General features: G+C 45.4%; 15 protein-coding genes. 6 read left to right on the top strand and 9 right to left on the bottom strand.

Going from position 1 to position 16,880, the window contains the following annotated elements; translation table 11 throughout:
* Nucleotides 1-14 precede the first annotated feature (14 nt).
* Both lpxA and GJU87_RS09320 read right to left on the bottom strand, forming a co-directional pair.
* Complete coding sequence (gene lpxA / locus GJU87_RS09325; RefSeq protein WP_153639272.1) at nt 15-794, bottom strand: acyl-ACP--UDP-N-acetylglucosamine O-acyltransferase; 780 nt, start codon at nt 792-794, stop codon at nt 15-17.
* A gap of 66 nt (nt 795-860) precedes the next feature.
* A complete protein-coding gene (locus tag GJU87_RS09320) occupies nt 861-1,424 on the bottom strand; it encodes a Crp/Fnr family transcriptional regulator (protein ID WP_153639271.1) in 564 nt (187 codons plus the stop codon).
* 141 nt (nt 1,425-1,565) lie between these two features.
* Here GJU87_RS09320 and GJU87_RS09315 point away from each other — a divergent pair, with 141 nt between their 5' ends.
* Nucleotides 1,566-2,138, top strand: coding sequence for a Crp/Fnr family transcriptional regulator (locus tag GJU87_RS09315; RefSeq protein ID WP_153639270.1), 573 nt, complete (start codon nt 1,566-1,568; stop codon nt 2,136-2,138).
* Nucleotides 2,139-2,161: 23 nt separating this feature from the next.
* On the opposite strand, the gene GJU87_RS09310 is transcribed toward GJU87_RS09315, so the two are convergent.
* Genes GJU87_RS09310 through GJU87_RS09300 form a run of 3 tightly spaced genes read right to left on the bottom strand, consistent with a single transcriptional unit; the run spans nt 2,162 to nt 7,607 of the window.
* Nucleotides 2,162-5,353 carry an error-prone DNA polymerase gene (locus GJU87_RS09310; RefSeq protein WP_228491929.1) on the bottom strand — a complete coding sequence of 1,064 codons (3,192 nt, stop codon included), beginning with the start codon at nt 5,351-5,353 and terminating at the stop codon, nt 2,162-2,164.
* A 12-nt stretch (nt 5,354-5,365) separates the two neighbouring features.
* The gene (locus GJU87_RS09305) at nt 5,366-6,862 is read right to left on the bottom strand and encodes a DNA polymerase Y family protein (protein ID WP_153639269.1); all 1,497 of its coding nucleotides are present in this window, start codon (nt 6,860-6,862) and stop codon (nt 5,366-5,368) included.
* On the bottom strand, nt 6,855-7,607 hold the full coding sequence (locus GJU87_RS09300; RefSeq protein WP_153639268.1) for an ImuA family protein: 753 nt from the start codon (nt 7,605-7,607) through the stop codon (nt 6,855-6,857). The genes GJU87_RS09305 and GJU87_RS09300 overlap by 8 nt, the downstream gene beginning before the upstream one ends.
* Nucleotides 7,608-7,670: 63 nt before the next feature.
* Between GJU87_RS09300 and GJU87_RS09295 the strand changes: the two genes are divergently transcribed.
* Together GJU87_RS09295 and GJU87_RS09290 are read left to right on the top strand one after the other, a co-directional pair.
* Nucleotides 7,671-8,501: a helix-turn-helix domain-containing protein gene (locus GJU87_RS09295; protein ID WP_153639267.1), complete on the top strand. Its 831-nt coding sequence runs from the start codon at nt 7,671-7,673 to the stop codon at nt 8,499-8,501.
* A gap of 258 nt (nt 8,502-8,759) precedes the next feature.
* Complete coding sequence (locus GJU87_RS09290) at nt 8,760-9,653, top strand: carboxypeptidase regulatory-like domain-containing protein (RefSeq protein ID WP_153639266.1); 894 nt, start codon at nt 8,760-8,762, stop codon at nt 9,651-9,653.
* A 30-nt stretch (nt 9,654-9,683) separates the two neighbouring features.
* Here GJU87_RS09290 and GJU87_RS09285 read toward each other — a convergent pair whose 3' ends face one another.
* Nucleotides 9,684-11,114 carry a TlpA family protein disulfide reductase gene (locus tag GJU87_RS09285; protein WP_194831488.1) on the bottom strand — a complete coding sequence of 477 codons (1,431 nt, stop codon included), beginning with the start codon at nt 11,112-11,114 and terminating at the stop codon, nt 9,684-9,686.
* Nucleotides 11,115-11,185: 71 nt separating this feature from the next.
* Here GJU87_RS09285 and GJU87_RS09280 point away from each other — a divergent pair, with 71 nt between their 5' ends.
* Entirely contained in the window at nt 11,186-12,085 is a 900-nt protein-coding gene (locus tag GJU87_RS09280) for a glycosyltransferase (RefSeq protein ID WP_153639264.1), read from the top strand.
* A gap of 18 nt (nt 12,086-12,103) precedes the next feature.
* Here GJU87_RS09280 and GJU87_RS09275 read toward each other — a convergent pair whose 3' ends face one another.
* Genes GJU87_RS09275 through GJU87_RS09265 form a run of 3 tightly spaced genes read right to left on the bottom strand, consistent with a single transcriptional unit; the run spans nt 12,104 to nt 14,266 of the window.
* Nucleotides 12,104-13,138, bottom strand: coding sequence for a hypothetical protein (locus GJU87_RS09275; protein WP_153639263.1), 1,035 nt, complete (start codon nt 13,136-13,138; stop codon nt 12,104-12,106).
* Entirely contained in the window at nt 13,119-13,691 is a 573-nt protein-coding gene (locus GJU87_RS09270; protein WP_153639262.1) for a hypothetical protein, read from the bottom strand. Before GJU87_RS09270 ends, GJU87_RS09275 begins: the two co-directional genes overlap by 20 nt.
* A 2-nt stretch (nt 13,692-13,693) precedes the next feature.
* Nucleotides 13,694-14,266 carry an RNA polymerase sigma factor gene (locus GJU87_RS09265; RefSeq protein ID WP_228491928.1) on the bottom strand — a complete coding sequence of 191 codons (573 nt, stop codon included), beginning with the start codon at nt 14,264-14,266 and terminating at the stop codon, nt 13,694-13,696.
* 149 nt (nt 14,267-14,415) lie between these two features.
* Between GJU87_RS09265 and GJU87_RS09260 the strand changes: the two genes are divergently transcribed.
* Both GJU87_RS09260 and GJU87_RS09255 read left to right on the top strand, forming a co-directional pair.
* A complete protein-coding gene (locus GJU87_RS09260; RefSeq protein WP_153639261.1) occupies nt 14,416-14,853 on the top strand; it encodes a hypothetical protein in 438 nt (145 codons plus the stop codon).
* 179 nt (nt 14,854-15,032) lie between these two features.
* Nucleotides 15,033-16,397 carry an SPOR domain-containing protein gene (locus GJU87_RS09255; protein WP_153639260.1) on the top strand — a complete coding sequence of 455 codons (1,365 nt, stop codon included), beginning with the start codon at nt 15,033-15,035 and terminating at the stop codon, nt 16,395-16,397.
* The last annotated feature ends 483 nt before the right edge of the window (nt 16,398-16,880 follow it).

Below are 16,880 nucleotides of genomic sequence, written 5' to 3'. Positions count from 1 at the left end.
GACAGACATTTGTTTTATTCGTGGTATCCTTTGATGATTCCTCTTTCTGATTGCCTGATGAAATCCAGAATCTTATCCCTTTCTACGGTCTGCTTGAAATTGTTTTCGATAAAGCTAATCGCATAAGAAGTATTCCGTTTTTGCTGAAAAATAATTCGGTAAATTTCTTTTAGCTCATCCAGTTTAGCCAATGTAAATCCCTTTCGTTTTAAGCCGACCAGATTGATGCCAGCGTAGTAAAGTGGTTCCCGGGCCGCGATGATGTAAGGAGGAATATCCTTGTTGACCTTGCTCAGTCCGCTGACCATGCAGTGTTCACCGATTTTCGAAAACTGGTGAATTCCGGTTAGCCCGCTGATGTTGGCAAAGTCATCCACAATTACTTCTCCTGCCATTCCCACGCTAAATCCGATGATGCAATGGTTTCCGATTTCACAGTCGTGACCGATGTGGGCATTGGCCATTATCATGTTGTTGTGCCCGATTCGTGTCACTTTCTTGGTATTTGTGCCTTTGTTGATGGTTACCGATTCCCGGATAATATTCCGGTCGCCGATCTCTACGGTGGTATATTCTCCCTTGTATTTCATGTCTTGCGGCAGGCCTGCTAATACAGCCCCGGAGTGAATGTGACAATGCTGCCCGATTCTGGCACCATTCAGGATGGATACATTGTTTTCGATGATGGTATGGTCGCCGATTATCACATCATCCTCAATAGTTGTGTAATTACCTATCGTGACATTTTTACCGATGATGCTTTTTTTACCGATGGTTGCATTCGTTGAAATCATTGCTCTTTATTTGCGTTAATAAGAGCAAAGGTGGCATGAATGCATCTTAATTTTCTTGATCTCAGGTCAATTAATGGAGGCCCTTATCCGGCTCAGCGTCTCCTGGCTGACATTCATAAGTGAGGCGATATGCTTTTGTTTGGCTTTTTGGATCATCAATGGGAACTTCTCCAGTATGTAGCGATATTTTGCCTGGGCCGACATGGAACCAAACACGAAATGAAATTCATCAAAAGCGGCGATTGAAATTCGGAGGAATTTGACATGAAAGGCTAAGAATAAGGGGTGCTTCAGCAGCTTTTGTTCGTTTTTATATGACAGGGAATAAATGATTGTTTCTTCACATGCCTGCAGGAATTCAACCGAAGGTTCCTGCCTGAAATAGCTGAACAACGAAGCGACCCAGTGGGTGTCATAATAGAGCCATTTGGTCAATTCAACACCGTCGTTGATGGAAAAGCGTCGCACCAGTCCGGAAGAGATAAAGCAGATTTTGGAACATACCTTTCCTTCTTCGAGAAGAAATTCATTCTTCCGGTAGGTTTCTTTCACGAAAGCATTTTGAATGGCTTCCTCAGTTTCCGGGTCCAGTTCCTGGTATTGGTTGATGAATCGGATGAGTTCTTTCATTGTTCCTGTTGGTTGCCTTTAAAATGCCGGTTATCGATATCTGTTTTCAAAAGTATTTAAATCGGGAACAAAAATGAAAAGGTAGCTGATTGCAACGGAGGATACGCAAAAATACATACCGGTATTTTGTAAATTGCCGGTATGAACCCCGAAATGAGTAAACTAATCGACACCATCCGGAACGTTGCCTCACTGGATGATAATACGGAATCAGCTATCCTTGAGAAATTCAAAGTTGAAGAATTGAAGAAAGGGCAAATTCTGTTAAAGGAGGGCCGTATTTGCAACAAACTCTGGTTCATTAACTCCGGAACGATTCGGCAATATATGATCATCGATGGGGTGGAGGTAACCAAATGGTTTTATATCGACCATCAGTGGGCAACGTCGCACTATAGTTATTTTGAGCAGGAACCGGCATTCGACTATCTGGAGGTTTACGAAGACTCCATCGTCTGTTCCATTACCTATGAAGATGAAATGGAACTGTTGAACCATCCGCCTTATCAGAAGTACCATGTTGTATTGCTGAGACATTACCTGGCCAGTCTGAACTATTTCATGAAAAACTACAAGCAAATGACTGCCGACGATAAATACCGGTTCTTCATGGAGAATCACCCGGAGGTGTTGCAACGGATCAAACTGAAGGATCTGGCATCGTTGATAGGAATCTCCCAGGAGACGTTAAGTCGGGTGAGGGCAAAGCTTTAATAAAGTTTAGTTGTCTCTAAATACTACTTGAAATCTCTTGACGGGAAAAGTTGTCCCTGGATAGCCTTTCCGGGAGGAGCTTCTTTTGTTGATATCCGCTTATGAACCGATCCGATATCGCGTCCCTCGGTGTCCAGACTCATCAATTCATTCAGGTTATAGCAAGTGTTGACCACCACATGGATGACTTCACCTTCGATCTGTAGTTTCCCTGACACCATAAGCAGCCGGGATTGAAGAATCTGTTTGCGGTATTTCTCGAATGTTTTCGACCAGACAACGAGGTTGGCAAATCCGGTTTCATCTTCGATGGTGATAAACAGCACGCCTTTGGCTGTACCGGGACGTTGCCGGACAGTGATCAAACCACAAACTTTCACCAATTGCCCGTTCTTCATCGAGCTTAATCCTGCCGTAGGCGTAACCTGCAATTCATTTAGCTTTCGCCGAAGAAAACTGACCGGATGGGCTTTCAGCGAAAGCGAGGTGCTGGCATAATCCTGCATTACGTGTTCTCCGAGTGTCATACGGGGCAGTTCTGTAGCGTCCTCTTCGGTGCTTTGCGAAGGTGTTCCTTTAAATACCCCGGTGGGATGGTCATGCAGGGCCGAAACTTCCCACAATGCCTGCCTCCGGTCGAGTCCAATGGAGCGGAAAGCGTCAGCATCGGCAAGCCTTTCCAATGCGGATGGCGGGACATCTGCATTCATCAAATCGTTGACGTTTTGGTAGGGAATGTGTCTTCCGGATACAAGTGCCTGCATATCGTCTTCGTGTAAGCCTTTCACCTGACGGAATCCCAGCCGGACCGTACGGTATTGTCCTGATTGCTCTTCCAGTGTATTGTCCCAATCCGAATGATTGATATCCACCGGTCTTACCTTTACGCCGTGCTTGCGGGCATCCATCACAATCTGTGCCGGCCGGTAGAAGCCCATCGGCTGGCTGTTGAGCAGTGCGGTGGCGAATACGTCGGGGTAATAGCACTTGAGCCAGGAGGACACATACACCAACAACGCAAAGCTGGCTGCGTGACTTTCCGGGAAACCGTAACTTCCGAAGCCTTCAATTTGCTTGAATACGCGGTTGGCAAATTCGAGGGTATAGCCGTTCTTTATCATGCCATTGATGAGTTTTTCGCGATAACGGCTCACTTTACCTTTGGCTTTAAATGTGGCCATGGCTCTGCGCAAACCATCGGCCTCGTCGGGAGTAAAACCGGCTGCAACAATGGCTATTTCCATCGCCTGTTCCTGGAATAGCGGAACACCCAACGTTCTTCCCAGGATACCTTCCAGCTCTTTCGATGGATATTCTACAGGTTCCTCACCATTTCGTCGTTTTAAATAGGGATGCACCATGTCGCCTTGTATCGGACCGGGCCTGACGATGGCCACTTCGATGACGAGGTCATAGAAATTACGCGGTTTCAACCGGGGAAGCATGGACATCTGCGCCCGGCTTTCAATCTGGAATACACCAAGTGTATCGGCATGGCCAATCATTTCGTACACCTTCGGATCGTCCTGTGGAATGTTGGCCAACGTCAGATCCAAATCGTAATGTTGCTTCGCCAGGTCGAATGCTTTGCGAATACAGGTCAGCATGCCCAACGCCAGCACATCTACTTTCATGAAGCCCAGTGCCTCGATATCGTCTTTGTTCCATTCAATGTTGGTACGGTCCTGCATGCGGGCATTCAGAATAGGGCACAGCTCGTGCAGCTTACCCCGCGTGATAACAAATCCGCCTGTATGTTGTCCCAACTGTCGCGGAAAGCCAATGTACTGGTCGGTTATCTCCAACACCTTTCGCAAGTGTGGATCATTGTGGTTAAAACTATTGGTGGGGATGGCTTTCCCCGTGAACCAATCTTCGGTGAACTCGTGTGCCGATTTGGAAAGAACGTTGATGGCATCGGTGGAGAGCCCCATGGCTTTTCCCACATCCCGTACGGCTCCTTTCCAATGTACCTGCGTTACCGTTGCGACAATGCCGGCCCGGTCGCGGCCGTATTTTTCATAGATGTACTGCATAATTTCCTCCCGGCGCTCGTGCTCGAAGTCCACATCGATATCGGGGGGCTCATTACGCGCGTCACTCATAAACCGGGCGAACAGCAACTTGAATTTGGAAGGATTCACCGATGTGATACCCAGGCAATAGCAAACGACTGAGTTAGCGGCTGAACCGCGTCCCTGGCACAGGATGTTCCTGGATCTGGCTTCGCGCACATAATCATATACCGTCAGAAAATAAGAGGCATAATCCTTCCGCCCGATAAACTCCAGCTCCATTTCAATGGTCTCCTTGATCTTCTCAGGAATCGTTCCGTCGAAACGCTCTTTGGCTCCTTCCCAGGTGAGGTGAACCAATTCTTCCATCGGTGTTCGTCCCTCGCTGGTAATTTCTTCCGGATAGAGATATTTTAATTCATCCAGCGAAAAACGACAGGCATTGGTTATTTCCTGGGTGCGCTTTATGGCTTCGGGGTACTGCCGGAAAAGGCGCTGCATCTCTTCGACAGGCTTCAGGTATCGTTCTGCATTTTGATGAAGCCGGAAACCTGCCGTGTGGATGGTGCATTTCTCCCGGACGCAAGTCAGAATATCCTGTAGTTCCCTGCGTTCCGGCGAATGGTAATGTACATCGTTGGTTGCCACCATCGGGATTCCGAACCGGGCTTCCAGCTGGGAGAGGCGGAACAATCTCTTTTGATCATCCCCCGTGTAAGTGAAACTAGCTGCAAGATACAAGTCGTTTCCCAGCGCTTCTTTATATTCTTCCAACGCCTTGACAAATTCCGGTTCGAAATCAAAATCCTCATTGAGCGATGCCGGCGGTATCACGATGAATTTCATATCCCGGGTGTATTGGAAGATATCGGCTTTGTACAGATGACATTTCCCTTTTTCTGCACGAAGGTTTCCTACTGAAAGAAGTTCGGATAAACGGGCGTAAGCCGAAATGCTCGTCGGATAAACCAGAAGGCTCGGTCCATCCAACAAGTCGAGACGGCAGGCGGGAATGAACCGGATATGTTTCCCCCGGGCTTCTGCATGAGCGCGAACGATTCCCGCCAGGGTATTGCGGTCGGTAATAGCAATCCCTTTATAGCCCAGTTCTTCCGCCTTTTCAATCAGCTCCTCCGGATGCGAACCTCCCCGCAGAAAGGTAAAGTTCGAAGTCACCTGTAGTTCCGTATAATTCATCATCTTGTACTTTCCTTAGGCGAAAAATCCGTGAAGAAACCATCGGGGTTCTCCATTGCCATATGTTCCAAGTCTGAACAGCCAGTAGCGTGCGCCATTTTCATCTTCAACGTAGTAGTAATCTCTTGGCGGTCCCGTTTGGAGCCACCATTCCTGTTCGATCCTTTCGGGTCCGTCGGCTTTGGCCACTTTGATGAGGTTGCCTTTGTACCGGAAATGTAGTGGCGGATAATCGGGGAGGGCCACCATCACCTCGATAGGTTCGGGATGGGGCAAAAGATGAAGCGGTCTGGGGCGATCAGTTCTCCATGCTGTCTCTGGTTCTTCCACCAGGGAGGAAACTTCCTTTATCGAAGCTTCCGGCCAATGGTGTTCCTGCGGAAGATAGCGGTGAATAGATTTCATTCCTACCTTGCCGGCAATATTGTCCAGCAATTCAGCAATGGCTGCATGGTCGCTATTTCCCATGCTCCATAAAGCTTCCTGCGTTTCGCTGACCTCTTCCACCAACGTTGCTTCCAGCACAAACAGTTCGATTCCGAGAGCCGGTTCTATTTCCGGTATTTTAAGTTCGAATAACTTGAAGAGGTGGGCCGCATTGCGCGATGCCCGGTTTGTTCCGATGCTAATTTGCTCGATTTTACCGTCAACGCGATAACCTTTGAAGGTACCGGTTCGCATGCCTTTCCCTTCGTTGAAAAAGCGTTCACATAAGGTGTCCAGTAAGCGTTGAAGGGCAATCTCAATTCCTTTGGCCGTTCGAATCGGTTCCAGGGTAGGCAGCCACTCCTGATAGAGTGGGGGAGACTTAACCGGATTCAGAAGCTCCGGTTCGGTTCCCAACGCCTGTCCCAGCCGGGTAAGTAGAACATCACCAAAACGTCTGCGCAGATTGGTCCGGGGGATGCGGTTCAGCTGCCCGATTTGTCTGAAGCCAAGCTTTTCCAGACGTTGCAGAATGGAGTTATCCAGTCGTAAAGCCGCTGGGGGAAGTGAGCGAAGAGCTTCGGATTGCCTTCCGGGTTCAACGATGGCACCGTTTTTACCAAATCGTGCCATGGCCCATGCGGTACCGATGGTATCAGCGATGGCTGCCTTTACATCGTATCCACCTTTGCGGAGGCGAATGACGATCGACTTCAGATAGGACAGTTCTCCTCCCCATAAGTGCGTGCAACCGGTTATATCCAGCATCAGGCCGTCGGGCGGATCGATGGCAGGCACGGGTGTATAGCGGAGAAACCATTCTGCCAGATCCTTTAGCAGTTTATCGGTTGTTGCCGGATCGTCGGGGAATACTTCCACCGAAGGGAGTATGGCCCGCACGTCAGCTACGACCATGCCGGGAGCAATGCCTTCCTTATCTAAAGCCCGGCTGGAAGTTCTGACCAACATCCGGCCGTGTTCGGGAGCATACAGCAGAAAAGGCTTGTCCCGAAGTTCCGGATGGAGCCTGACCATCCGGTCCGTGGTCAGATGACGAAACCATATGGACAGATACCGTTTAGGCATAGTGTCTTTCCTTTCGTGGTAATCCGGGCTCCGAAACAGCTCGCATGGGAACAGTGATATGCCTGAATACGCCATTTTTCCATTCGAACTGCCAGCTACCGGGCTGACCGTTGCGAATCTTTTCCAGTTCTACTTCCCAGCGGGGAAATCCTACTCCGGGAAGTCCGTCAATTACCAGGCTGGGTAGCGGTTTGATTCTCCAACGGGATACCGTGGCCAGTGTATTCTCCTTGCGGGGAAAATAGTGGTGCAAAAAGCCGGTGACCCGACTATCTTCCACGGCCAGTTGTAATCGCCTCGACTCCGCAAAACTGATGTCTCTCAATTCGGCCACTACCGCTGCAAGTGATTTGCATTTCAACGCTTGCTCCATGACCCATAGAGCATCTTTATCCCGTCTGACGTCGATAAAGATGATTCGATGCGGTTCGATTCCGAAAAATTTCAATGTTGACGGAAACAATCTTCGCCCGGAGCTCACCCACAGGCAAATTCCGTCCTGCTTCATGAGTGTGCTCAATAGTCCGGAAATAAAGCCGTTGGTTGCAGAGAAACTGGTCTGGGTAGGACTAATGAACTCGTGCACCGCCCCAACAGGAAAAGTACCTCCCGGAAATGCCGCATTCATCGGTCCCAGGCCGAAATCAAACTGGTGACTATCCGGCCCCGAGCTGAACCCCTCCATTGCAAGTATCTTCTCTTTCAGCTGCTTGATAATTTCTTTTTTCCCAGCCAACTCTTTCATAATTAAAAATAATTACTAAATTTGTTATTATTAATAACAAATCACTGTTTCTAAATATAACAAATGAGAAGCAGATCGCAAAAAATATTTTTCGCCGGAAATATCAAATTTCTCCGGGAACGGAAGAAAATGAGTCAGGAAGCTCTTGCTGCGGAACTGGGATTAACCCGGGCCAAACTGGCGGCCATCGAGGCCGGTAACACGAAGTCACCGCAGCCCGAAGATTACCTGAATTTTTCGGAGTTTTTCAAGATAAGCATCGACACGTTATTAAAAATTAACCTTTCTACTTTGGGAGAAATAAAGCTTCGGGAACTGGAGGCCGGAAATGATGTGTACATCCGGGGAGGTAACCTGCGGGTATTGGCCATCTCGGTAGACCCATCCAATAATGAAAATGTGGAGTATGTTCCGGTAAAAGCCAAGGCAGGATACATGGCGGGGTACAACGACCCGGAGTTCATCGCATCGCTGCCGAAATATTCCCTCCCAAACCTGCCGGCCCAGGGAACGTTTCGTGTTTTCCCGTCTACCGGCGATTCCATGCTGCCGGTTCCGGAGAATAGTGACATTATTACGCAATATGTGGAGGACTGGACAGTCATCAAGCCGGATACGCCTTGTATCGTCATCCTGAAAGGGCAGCAGGATTTTGTGTTTAAGATGGTGACAGTAAATAAGGAAGGTACAATCCTGTTGAAGTCACTTAACTCGATGTATGAGCCTTACACTGTCGATGCCAGCGATGTGATGGAAATATGGCGGTTCTATGCCTATACCAGCAAGGAGTTTCCGGAAGCCCGGTCAGAAATGACAACGGTATTAACGGCCATCCGAAATCTGGAGGAGAAAATCGAACAGCTGCCGGGTAAGCCTAAAGAAGACGCGAAATAGGAAAAGCGCAACAGGTAACAAAGGCATTTCTGTGAAAGAAAAAGCCTGATACATCCCGGTATTGGGCAACTTAAAACTGAACTGTTATTTATGTAAGTCGCTTATTTTTCCGTAAATTTAATAGGGAGTCAGGCCACAGAGCACACTTCTGAAAGCGATATTTATTCTTCCGGGAAAGATTACAAGCGGTAATACATCCTCTATCACCACCCTCTCAGGGGATACTTCAGGTAATTTCTCAATCAAATCGATACTGCTATGAATAAAGATCAAATAGCCACCATGGAAATGTTTCTGGCTGTGGAGAAGGTTTGCAGTGAGTATCATTCCCTTTGGCGTAACCACTACGGGTTCCGTTCGGCTTTTCATCTTTTTTCCGGGCGTTTGCTTTACATCCGGCAAATTGTCCATAAAATGGAATCGCTGTATGTTTTGCCGAAAAAAGATTCAGCTATTTTCAGGAAACGGCTGGAGGAACTGACCATCAGGATTTCCAAGAATCTGCTGGTGTATGCATTAACGCAGGATGATCACAAGTTGATTGACAAACTGGACTATCTTTCGTCTGATTTTAGTGAAATTACCTGTGACGATTTGTTGCGTAAAAGCCAGGATATATTGGATATCAGTGTGCAGCATTATAGTGAACTTCGTACTTATTTTATTACACTGGCGCATTTGGCTGAAATGGAAGAGAACATCGAGAAACTGCGTTATTGCACCGGAGGGGAATCAATCACTATTCAGACCCGGGAAAAGCTTTACGATAAACTCGATGATTTGATTCTGGAGGCCAAGAAAGTGTTAAAAGAACATCTGGATGCCCAGTCGATGATGTTTCGCTGGGTGAATAAAGACTTTTACGAAGCTTACAAAAAAGCCCGGGGAATACGAACGGCTTATTCTATCCCGTTGCAGGGAACTGTTATTGACGATGCCACGCATCTTCCGGTAGGAAATGCGGATATCACCATACGGGAATTGAAATTAACCCGGCATATATCACCACTCGGGCATTTCCGGTTCTATAATTTACCTCCCGGACAATACCATGCAAAGATTCATAAGTATGGCTATGAAGACAGTGAGGTAGAAGTAGAGGTACAGAAAGACGAAGGAACCAGCGTGGATATTTTGGTTCACCACATCTGATTCCTCCGTTAAAATCTTTACTAACTGAACTTATTTCTGGTATTTCAGCAGTTTTTCCAGTAAATCACCGGCGGTGTTCACATCCAACCGTTTGGCAATGATTTTTTTGTTCTTATCGAGAATGTATAATGTAGGAGTGCTGTGTACATCATACAGTGCGTGAAAGTTGGAAATCATATCCGGATCCCAAACATTAATCCAGTCGTACAATCCGTGATCGTCGATGAATTTCTGCCAGTCAGCCTTTTCGTCCGGTTGAGTTAAAACGGCATACACTTCCACTCCTTTCGGATGCAATTCCTTGTAAACCTTGTCGTACAAAACCGGGGTTTGTTCTTTACAGTGGTTACAATCGGGTTCCCAGAAATAAAGAATCGTGTATTTGGCGTCCACCTGGTGCAGACTGAAATACTGACCTTCAGCATTGGGAAGTTTTAATTCGGGCGCCGTATTTCCAATCAGATTGGGGCGTGTGACATATACTTTATTCCTGATTTTGGCCATCATGGTCGAATCGGCCCAGCTTGCTTTTCCATTCAGGAAATAAGCATCGGCAATCTTCACAAAAACCTTGTCCATTCCCATCACCTGGGAATTAGCACTATGTGTCAACACGTAATCGGCCATGAACCGGAACACATTATCGTTGGCTTTTGATTTGTCAATCAACTTTTTGGCCGGACCAATAATCGAATCGGGATTTTGTATCAGTACTTTGTCGAAATAGGTGTCCAGCCTGTTTTTAATCAAAGGCGTGCGGATCAGGCCTTCCTGAGCAAAGTTGAAGTTGTCCCAGAAGTGGTCCCTGCGGAACGCATATTCTTTTGCCCACTTCACGGAATCGGGATTGGAAACCCTGGCGGGAACATTGATTTTTCCCGGTCGGGGAATAACCATGAAGCGCATGAAATCAGCATAAAATGTTCCTTTGTACTTATCGGCTTGTTTGTCCCAGTAGTTTTGCATTTGATCATTCAAGGCCATCATCCTGTTGCGAATTTGCTTCGCAGAATCGGGATTGGAATGGTATTTCTGCATTTCCTGTTGCAGGTTCATCTGTATTTTACGCTGTTGTGCCAGAAAGCGCTGATACTCCTGAAATGCTTCTGTTTCCGGGGCACCGGAAAAATTTTGACTTTCGCCGTTTTGAAAACCACCCGAGATAGAGAAGGTCTGATCGTTTCCTACCAGAAAATCGAAATAATGATCTTTATCGAGATACAGCAGGTAAAAGCCTTTGTCCAATGGCGAATCTCCGGCTAACGTAGCACGACCCTGTGCGTCGGTTTCAGTGGAATCGACCCGGAAAATCCGGTCCCCATAATAGCTGGCCAAATAAATACGTGTATCTTTCTGCTCAGGTAGCGAAAGTTTTATTTGGTAACCTTCGGCAACTACCACTTTGGCAGCCAATAAAAATGCCACGAGTGTGAGTGGCAGATATTTTTTTATGTGAAACATTTCAGTTAATTTTTGCATGATTGCGAATCGGATTTCGGATTTGCAACTTAGTAAAAACAATTGCAATTCCCATGATTTCAATATTGATTCCAAGCTTTCAGAACAATTGTCTCCTGCTGATTAAAACGTTGCATGAGCAGGGTGTATTGTGTGGAATCCCGTTCGAAATCATTGTTAGGGAAGATAGCCCTGTTCCGGCTTTCAAACTCAACGAGGAATTTTGGTTTGCCCGAATAGAAACCTCATCCGTAAATTTAGGCCGGGCTGCTAATCGTAATCGCCTGGCAGAGATGGCACAATATCCCTACTTGCTTTTTCTAGATGCCGATGCGGAGATTTTCAACCCAGAGTTTTTGAAGAATTATATCGCTTACGCCGATGATATGGATGTGGTATGCGGCGGAACAGCTTATTTTTATGAGCCGCCGGCCGAAAAGGACAAGCGACTACGGTGGAAATATGGGATACACAGGGAGCAGGTATCTTCAGCAGAACGAAACCAGCGGCCTTTCGATTCGTTTTCGGCCTTCAATTTCCTGATAAGAAAAGAGCGGTTTAAGACGATTCGTTTTTCAGAAAAAATATCCCGTTACGGGCACGAGGACACACTCTTAGGTCAGGAACTGAAAAAATCGGGAGCAAGTGTTCTTCATATTGACAATCCGGCTTTTCATACGGGAATTGACGATGCGGCTACGTTTCTTGCGAAAACCCGGGAAGGAGTTGAAAATCTTGCCGAACTGATGAAGGCCAATATTGATTTCGATTCATTAGGTGTAAAGATTCTGCGGTACTTCCGTTTTCTGAAAAGATTGGGATTGCATAAGTTGATGGCAAACCTGTACCAGAATTTTCATGTAAAATGGGAAAAGCAATTATCCCGGAAAGGTGGACCGTTATGGTTGTTCGACTTATACAAGCTCACCTATTTGTTCTTCATAAAAAAAGCCGGTCGGAAACCGGCCGGCTGAAAAAGTTTGCATTCGAATTTATTGCATTAAGGAAATACTTCCGTAGCGGCTGGAAATATCAACCTTCGCTTTGGGAGCACTGTCATTTCCTATGACTCCATCTACTTCGTAACTGGTATTCTCTTTCATCCGGTTCAACCGGTTACTGTCGGGGTGTTTCAGGTTGCAATACTGGACCTCTCCGTGAAGGTAATACGAGGCATCGGGAGCAATACCCAACTTGATGCTGGCATATTTGTTGGTCACGTGGATGCTGTCAAATCCGGCCGGTATTTCGCCAATTTTTATGGCTCCGTAGCCGTTGTCCAATTGCAAAGTAGAATTCAGTTTGTCTGCTTTGATATTGGTGTACATCGATTCGGCAATCAAGGTATTGAGTTCACCCAATTCGAAATCGTCGTAACGGGAATCGGCTTTCAGGTAATCACAATTGTCCACTTTCACGACTGAGTAACGACTGTCGACTGTCAGTTTCTTTCCTTTAGTAAGGAATAATTTGGAATAGCGCAAATCCGTATTCAAGTCGTCGGTTTCGTCAACCTGAGCTTTGCTATAAGCAAAATCGAAGCTGAGCGATGGCGAATTCAGTTTTTTAGCAGTAAGATTACCATACTTGATTTCGAATTCACCTTTCCCGGTCAGGTTATTCATCGCAACATTTCCGTAGCGTTGCTCAACCTTCAGGTCACGGTCGGCCGGAATGGAAATATGGTAATCGATGCTGAATGTTTGCCGGGTTTTAAAATCCGACGTAATATCCGTTTCAGCATACACCGTTCCGCCGTCCTGATGAATGGAGACATCGATTTTATTCAACAACGCTTTGGCTTTGTCTTCCGACAGACCTTCGACCCAGATATCGACATCGACTACAACCGAGTCGCTACGAACATCGTCGATGTAGATATTGCCAAATTTATTGTTGATATTCAACGCCTTTACCGAGTTAATATCAAAACTCTGGTACACTTTCTTGGTTGTTTTCTCGGCAAAAGCCTGACTCGCAAAGAGAATAGCTACCAGAAACAGTAAGTTATATTTGAACGTTTTCATGAGATGATGATTTTTTTTGTATTGATGCGTTTTTTAAATCGTTGAGTATCGTATTAATAATTGCCAGTTTGGTTTGGTAGTGCTCAATCATGGCATTTAAAATTCTCTCGTCTCCCGGATTGACTTTCAGCTCTTTTTGCAAATTCCGGTAAAGGCTGTCCATTTCGGTCAGTTCTTTTTGAATCTCTTTTACTTCCTTGGGTGACTCAACCCCCTGGTTGGCCATTTTTTGCAACTGACTGATGCCGTCGTTAATTCGGGCCGTGTAATACAACTGGGCCTCATTGAATTCCCCCGGAACTTCTTCCGTTTGGTTCACGGCCTGGCTTTGGTCTTGCGCCGGATGGAACCAATACATTACCAGGTTGGCCGATAGCAACAGGATGATGGCAACTGCTGCCACCCGGCTAAACCGCGAAACAAATAACTTCTTCCGTTTGGTTTTTCCTTCGGCTTGTGCCAGTCGGTTCTGGAAGCGTTCGAAATGGCCTTCTGCAGGTTCTTCCAGAAAATCGTCCCTTCTATCCTTTATTATTTTCTCCAGATTGTCCATAATCAGATGATTGCCACGTTATTTTTACTTCTTCTGTTTATCAAAATCTCTTTTAGTTTATTGCGTGCCCGCAGAAATTGCGAACGGCTGGTAGCGTTTTTAATTCCCAAAATCTCGCTCACTTCCTCGTGGTCGTATCCTTCAAACAGAATGAGTGAAAGCACCAACCGGTAGCCATGTGAGAGTTCGTTCATCGCCTTCTTTATTTCGTCGACCGAAATATTTTCTTCCACTTCGGGTTCGCTGCCATTATCTGGTAACCTGTTTTCGTTGGCCGAAAGTTCATTGAAGACCATCTTCCTTTTTTTCAGGTAATCGATGGAATGATTAATGACAATTCGTTTCAGCCAGGCTCCGAAGCTTACTTCGCCCTCATAAGAATTTATTTTTCTGAACGCTTTAAGAAAAGCTTCCTGCATGACATCTTCCGCATCTTCTACATTGCCGACGATTCGCAAACTGGTATTGTACATTGCCTTGTAGTACAGTTTGTAAATCTCGAACTGAGCTTTGGCATCGTTAAGCAGGCAGCGGTCAATCAGGTGCTGATGAATATTTATCGCTTTTCTTTTCAATTTACTTTATCCTTCTGTTTGAATGACGAGACGATTTCAATTGTGTTGCATGGTGGAAACATAAAATTCATATTTTGAAACAGGGTATGCAAGAATTACCGCGAATATAACAGGAGAAATGGCTATTTTTGTTTTAAATAGACTAACTAATGAAAGATTACGATCACCGGATGCATACGGCCGAGCATATTCTGAATCAGACGATGATGCGCATGTTTGGTTGTAACCGGGCCTTTGCCAGTCACATAGAGCGCCGGAAATCGAAATGTGATTACCGGTTTAACCGGACGCTCACCACGGATGAAGAAAAAGATCTTGAACTTCGGGTGAATGAGGTTATTGCCTGGAATTTGGCAGTAGCATACGAAATGGTCACATACGATGAAGCGGCGGAGCGCTATAACCTGGACCGGTTGCCGGATGAAGCCATTGATGAGGAACATTTGCGCATTGTGCATGTTGGCGAATACGATGCCTGTCCCTGTATTGGTGACCATGTTAATGAGACAAACGAAATTGGTACGTTTCATCTAATCTCCACATCTTTTGACGATGGTGTGCTTCGGGTTCGGTTTAAACTCAGCTAACGAATGGGTTCGTTTTCAATTTGTACTTTCCTGAAACGTGATAAGTCGCTTGTATTTGTTGATAATATTTTTCATTAAATTAAGAAATGGGGTTCAAATTTTTTAAATTTGGTTCAGACCCTTAATAAATATTGAGAAGAAACCATTTTACGTTGTTATTGCAACTAACCTTGATAAAAATGAGAAGACACTTTACTCTGCCGGGATTACTTCGTGCCACGATGATGCTTTTATTGTTTTCTGTTTCGGTCGGTGCGGCTGCCCAGGAGCAGGACAGTACGCAGGCAAAGCCGGAAAAGTATCATATCAGTCAACCCTGGTCTTTTTACATTAACGGAGGAGCCACCAATTATTTTAAAGCGATAAATAATGAATTGGATCCTTACTTCAATGCCTATTTTAACGAAATCACTCCGTTTGTGGGAGCAGGGATTCAACGAAAAATAAACGATGTATTTTCTATCGAAACGGAATATGAGTTTGGTTTTGCCCGTGCAATTGGCAACGATTATTCTTATTATCACGATATCAATCTGAACGGGTTAATCAATTTTACCAACCTGCAGGCAAAAGATGTTTCGCAAAAACGATATGCGTTTTATGGCAAAGTAGGAGGTGGTGTCAATTTATTCGAGCCTTCTCCAAACATTGTTAAGCCTAAGGACAAATACAAGATTTCGTATCAGGTTGGTTTGCTGTTCGATTATAACCTGACGCATCACCTGGGATTCCGTTTGGGAGCATCCTGGCGCGGACTGGATTCTCAGTATTATGAAGGAGGAAACGATAAAGATTACAAGTGGTTGAGAAATCCGAATTACCTGGTCGGTGAAGTCGGCATCGTTTACAAGTTTGGGAAAAGAAGAGGAGAGAAGACAGCGGAGTATATGCTTGATTTAGATAAGAAATTTGGTTTGAAGGAGGTTCCACTCGCTGTGAATTCGGAGAAGAAACTCTTACCGGGACACGAGTATCATTTGGATATCAAAATTCAGAAGGGTGATTTGAGTACGCCGGGTATGTTGAATATTCCGCTGCCGAAAGGTATATACGCATGGGATGATTCGACAAAGAGTTACACCAAGACAGATATTCACGTAGATTATCCGCAACTGCCCAAAGGTTCAATCATGATGTTGAGCTATAAGATTCTTCCGCTGAAAGATTATAACGGGGCTCAACAGATTGATGGGCATTTCGGCTTTTACCGCACCGGCGACGATAACGTAAAAATAAGTGGTCATTTGTATAAGGACGCTGTTTATCGTTTTGCTGTTCAGGTTGGCGCTTTTGCCCAGTACCATTACACGGCCGAGGAATTGGCGAGAATACTTCATCTGACAGAACCAATTAAGAGCGAAGAGCAGGACGGTTACCTGAAATTTACGTTAGGAACTTTCGATACTTATCCGGAGGCTGAGGCTTTCAAGAAGCGCATCCGGAGAGATACGAAGATAAAAGATGCCTTTGTGGTTGGATATAAGAATGGCGTTCGCTTACGTTCCATTTCTGGCGAGTTCCACGGGGTCTACGATGATGAATAGTTATTACATCTGGTTCGGGTCGTTAAGCAGTGAAATACTTTCTCCGAAAAACGGGTAATTCTTCCCGTGGGGGCTCTGAACCGATAATTATGAGATCCATAAGATTAAAAGAGGCTGTCTCGTTTGGGACAGCCTCTTTTTTCTTGAATCATTACTCGTTTTTTAGGGAGTATATACCTTACCGGGGAAAAGGTCCGACAGGATTGAAAGAAAGTCTTGACCTTTTTTAAAAAAGTCCGGACTTTTTAAAATTACGTCTTGACCTTTTTCGAAAAACATCAAGATCTTTTAGAAGAAATGTCTAAATGTTTTGTTTAAAATGTCTTGACGTTTTTAAATTATGTCTTGATATTTTAAAATAAAGTCTTGACAAAAATTATTTATCTCTTGATGTTTTGTTGACCCGACGAATGCTAAAGAAAAAAGTCTGTCCACTTGCTTTTTGGACAGACTCTTTCTTGAATATTTGCCTTTTTATTCGAT

The organism is Prolixibacter sp. NT017, from assembly GCF_009617875.1.
Lineage (GTDB): Bacteria > Bacteroidota > Bacteroidia > Bacteroidales > Prolixibacteraceae > Prolixibacter.
The sequence above is the reverse complement of the archived record's forward strand: the minus strand, read 5'-3'. Positions and strand labels throughout refer to the sequence as shown.

Bases quoted from the DNA above. Each gene is read 5' to 3' on its own strand.
- lpxA (WP_153639272.1), bottom strand. From the start codon at position 794: ATGATTTCAACGAATGCAACCATCGGTAAAAAAAGCATCATCGGTAAA.
- GJU87_RS09320 (WP_153639271.1), bottom strand. From the start codon at position 1,424: ATGAAAGAACTCATCCGATTCATCAACCAATACCAGGAACTGGACCCG.
- GJU87_RS09315 (WP_153639270.1), top strand. From the start codon at position 1,566: ATGAACCCCGAAATGAGTAAACTAATCGACACCATCCGGAACGTTGCC.
- GJU87_RS09310 (WP_228491929.1), bottom strand. From the start codon at position 5,353: ATGATGAATTATACGGAACTACAGGTGACTTCGAACTTTACCTTTCTG.
- GJU87_RS09305 (WP_153639269.1), bottom strand. From the start codon at position 6,862: ATGCCTAAACGGTATCTGTCCATATGGTTTCGTCATCTGACCACGGAC.
- GJU87_RS09300 (WP_153639268.1), bottom strand. From the start codon at position 7,607: ATGAAAGAGTTGGCTGGGAAAAAAGAAATTATCAAGCAGCTGAAAGAG.
- GJU87_RS09295 (WP_153639267.1), top strand. From the start codon at position 7,671: ATGAGAAGCAGATCGCAAAAAATATTTTTCGCCGGAAATATCAAATTT.
- GJU87_RS09290 (WP_153639266.1), top strand. From the start codon at position 8,760: ATGAATAAAGATCAAATAGCCACCATGGAAATGTTTCTGGCTGTGGAG.
- GJU87_RS09285 (WP_194831488.1), bottom strand. From the start codon at position 11,114: ATGTTTCACATAAAAAAATATCTGCCACTCACACTCGTGGCATTTTTA.
- GJU87_RS09280 (WP_153639264.1), top strand. From the start codon at position 11,186: ATGATTTCAATATTGATTCCAAGCTTTCAGAACAATTGTCTCCTGCTG.
- GJU87_RS09275 (WP_153639263.1), bottom strand. From the start codon at position 13,138: ATGAAAACGTTCAAATATAACTTACTGTTTCTGGTAGCTATTCTCTTT.
- GJU87_RS09270 (WP_153639262.1), bottom strand. From the start codon at position 13,691: ATGGACAATCTGGAGAAAATAATAAAGGATAGAAGGGACGATTTTCTG.
- GJU87_RS09260 (WP_153639261.1), top strand. From the start codon at position 14,416: ATGAAAGATTACGATCACCGGATGCATACGGCCGAGCATATTCTGAAT.
- GJU87_RS09255 (WP_153639260.1), top strand. From the start codon at position 15,033: ATGAGAAGACACTTTACTCTGCCGGGATTACTTCGTGCCACGATGATG.